The organism is Deltaproteobacteria bacterium (genome assembly GCA_030654105.1).
In the GTDB taxonomy this organism is placed as follows: domain Bacteria; phylum Desulfobacterota; class SM23-61; order SM23-61; family SM23-61; genus JAHJQK01.
This window is the reverse complement of sequence record JAURYC010000065.1, coordinates 1-3,015: the sequence shown is the minus strand read 5'-3', so window position 1 is coordinate 3,015 and position 3,015 is coordinate 1. Positions and strand designations below refer to the sequence as shown.

Sequence of the window (3,015 nt, the reverse complement as noted above, 5' to 3'; positions counted from 1 at the left end):
GAAAGATACCTGGCTCATATTACCCCCGGAATGGGGGGACCATGTTTATCGAAACCTTTTTACAGGAGAAAGTCTCCCCCCGAAGAAGAATGGCCAGGTTTTGGGCCTTCCGTTGATGGAAGTATTCAACAATTTTCCAGTCGCTCTTTTCGAGCGAATCGGGTAATAGGGAGATTTATAAATGTGAAGCTACTAGAGACTGTTACGATAAAAACAGAAAAAACGGACTTTTTTAAAAATCAAAGGTCAGCTGAGTATATAATTTTTTCATTGCCCTTTTTGCTTTAGCTTTTGTGTTAGTTTTCATATCAGCGAATAGAAGGAGTACCTGACAGGCATCCGATAGGTATCCGAGAATCCTTGCTATCTTTAAAGTGTTAACAAAGAACCTGTTCAGATATAGTTTGTTTTTATCATTCTCAAACCCTCTTTCAACCTGGGGGCGTATTTCCTGCAATAACCTTTGGGAGACCTTGGTGTGAAGGGGGATTATTCCGAAGTGGTGTTCATCTACTAGAGAACTGACATAAAATTCTTGATAACAGGTGCCATGTAACCGGCAAAGGCTGCAAGCAGGAGGATCTATCGGAGTAATATAGCAGTGCATCTCAGTGTCAGGGTCGTAGCCATCCCACGATAGGGGAATCCCCTCCGGGCATTCTGGACAGCCCCAATCAAAGTATTCTCTCGGAGGAGACATATTCTCACGGACCCTTGTTAAGACAGCCGTATGGGATTGTTTTCTTAACTCCATTTTCTGATCACTGCTGATATAGCCCATATCTGCGACAGCGATATCGATATGCAAGGATAAATCCTTTTGGGTATTGCGGATCATTGGGCATAAGAGTTTTCCCTCATAAACATTGGCTGGTTCAACGAAACTGACCAGAGGGACTAAACGGTTTTTCCCCTTTATTCTTAACCAGAGACGTAAAGTATGCTTCTTGTATCCAACAAAATAGGGGCTTTGTCCACTTTTTTTAGTTCTTTTGCCTTTCGCTGCCCCTTGCGCTGTATACTCCCTAGGACATTGGCACTCTCCAGCACATTGGCATTTTTTTTAGCAAAGCCATGGCAACTTGCCGGCATATCTGTGGCGTCTGGAACCGCAACCTTGACCCGGGGCAAATTGACCATATTTAAAAAGTTTAAAGTAATCATTTGAGCGATCTTTTCAAATCCAGGAGGCTTTAGGTGGTCTCTAAACTCAGATAGAATACGATTTGTAGGCGTCGCCTTCTTATTTTTAAAACGACAAAAATCCCGAAAAGACCTTCTGGATTTGAACTCAGCGGATAATTTATTAAACGAGGTAACTCCCTTGATCATGGTTAATATATGGGCTCTGTAAAGTTGACTCGTTTTAAACTGCCTCACGTGGCCTTGAGTGTTAAATTTTCTAAATGGAAAAAGGAAATCGATTTCTTCATCAGGAATGTGAGGGGAAATCTTTTCCAAAATAGGATCTACATCGAATCGTTGTTTTACATTCTTATTCATGATATTCCACCCCTTCCGGAGCGGAATATTACCAAATATTTGGAGCTAAATCACATAGATTTAGCTTGATTATTAGCTCGATCAAAAAATAGCACGTTTTCCTTTAATTATTAAATAGTTACAAGTTTTATCGTAACAGTCTCTATTAAGGTTATTAGGGTCCATGTTTTTTAAAGGAGAGAGGGGGGATTTGAACCCCTAAGGAATGCCCCACGCAAGCCTAAGGGCGCTAACCGTAAATTTTCTAACCCCTTGGTATTAGTCCGGATCTTTTCTTGACTTGCCATTCCCAATTTTATACAATCCAGCAAAAAAGTCTTTCCTCGTAAAATCGTTTCTTGTTCAACCTGTAGCCTTTGGCAAGATCTGCAAAAGCAGGAAGATACATTTTAGGGGATTAATAATATGCGGAACCTCATAGACGATTTAAAGGGCCTTTTAGTACAAGAGAAGCGCTTCTTGGTAGAAGGCGGACTCATGAAAAATAAAATCATTGTGCTCGCCCTACAACTGAACCCGGTCTGATGAAAGCACTCCCATCTTGCCAATCGGCCAAAAAGCACTTCTTGCAAGAGGACGATGGTGTTTGGGTGTTCGACAAGTTCATATCGAGAGGATGGATGACATTGGAAAGCTGATGGAGTTATTTTTTGTAAAGCGACTTTCCCCGATTTTGAGTAAGCCATTCGATATCTTATAAGGTAACGAGGAAATGGAGGGAGATCGATGGGGATGACCATGGCGGAGAAGGTATTGGCAAGGGCATCGGGTAGAAGAGAGGTGAAGCCTGGGGAATATGTCACTGCCAAGGTAGACCAGGTGATGAGCCAAGAGGCATTTGCCGAGGTCTATCGTGTTTTGAAGGAAGAAGGGGTTGAAAGGGTGTGGGACCCGAATAAGATAGCGATCTTGCTTGACCACTACGTTCCAGCCCCCACTATAGCTCACGCAGAAGTTCATAAATTGATAAGGGAGGGAGTGAAGAAGTTAGGGATTGAGAGTTGGCATGACATGAGGGCGGGGATATGTCATCAGATCATGGGGGAGAAGGGCCACATTATCCCTGGGGAACTGATCTTAGGCACTGACTCCCATAGTACTACTTATGGGGCCTTTGGGGCTGCGGGGTCGGGCATTGGGGTGTCCGAGATGGCTTATGTGTTGGCTACGGGGGAGTTATGGATGAGAGTCCCATCTACCATCAAGTTTGTCATCAAAGGAGACCTTCCAGAAAGGGTGACGTCTAAGGATATTATTTTTCGGAATGAAGGGGAAACTGTAATGCTGACCAAAATTGGTAAATTCTGCATCAATATGGCTTCGAATGTAACTTCCATCGACAATCTACACCTCTAGATTGCCCCGCTTATCTACTTTTTCGAGATAAGGTAATTTGAGTTTTTCTGACATAAACCTTCTTTGTTCTCCTATTTTAATCGTTCCTGACTAGCATTGAATATTATTACCTCCCCATTGACCTGAAATTGTCGCCTGGTCAGTTTTGTACGCTTC

Annotated in this window: 3 protein-coding genes; 1 reads left to right on the top strand and 2 read right to left on the bottom strand. The window is 42.8% G+C overall.

From position 1 onward, the window contains the following. Positions 1-232: 232 nt before the first annotated feature. Positions 233-808, bottom strand: coding sequence for a hypothetical protein (locus tag Q7V48_02570; GenBank protein ID MDO9209624.1), 576 nt, complete (start codon positions 806-808; stop codon positions 233-235). 113 nt (positions 809-921) lie between these two features. Then, entirely contained in the window at positions 922-1,503 is a 582-nt protein-coding gene (locus Q7V48_02565; GenBank protein MDO9209623.1) for a transposase, read from the bottom strand. Between the two features lie 726 nt (positions 1,504-2,229). On the opposite strand from Q7V48_02565, the gene Q7V48_02560 reads away from it, so the two are divergent. Further along, entirely contained in the window at positions 2,230-2,859 is a 630-nt protein-coding gene (locus tag Q7V48_02560; protein ID MDO9209622.1) for an aconitase family protein, read from the top strand. The last annotated feature ends 156 nt before the right edge of the window (positions 2,860-3,015 follow it).

Bases quoted from the DNA above. Each gene is read 5' to 3' on its own strand.
- Q7V48_02565 (MDO9209623.1), bottom strand. From the start codon at position 1,503: ATGAATAAGAATGTAAAACAACGATTCGATGTAGATCCTATTTTGGAA.
- Q7V48_02560 (MDO9209622.1), top strand. From the start codon at position 2,230: ATGGGGATGACCATGGCGGAGAAGGTATTGGCAAGGGCATCGGGTAGA.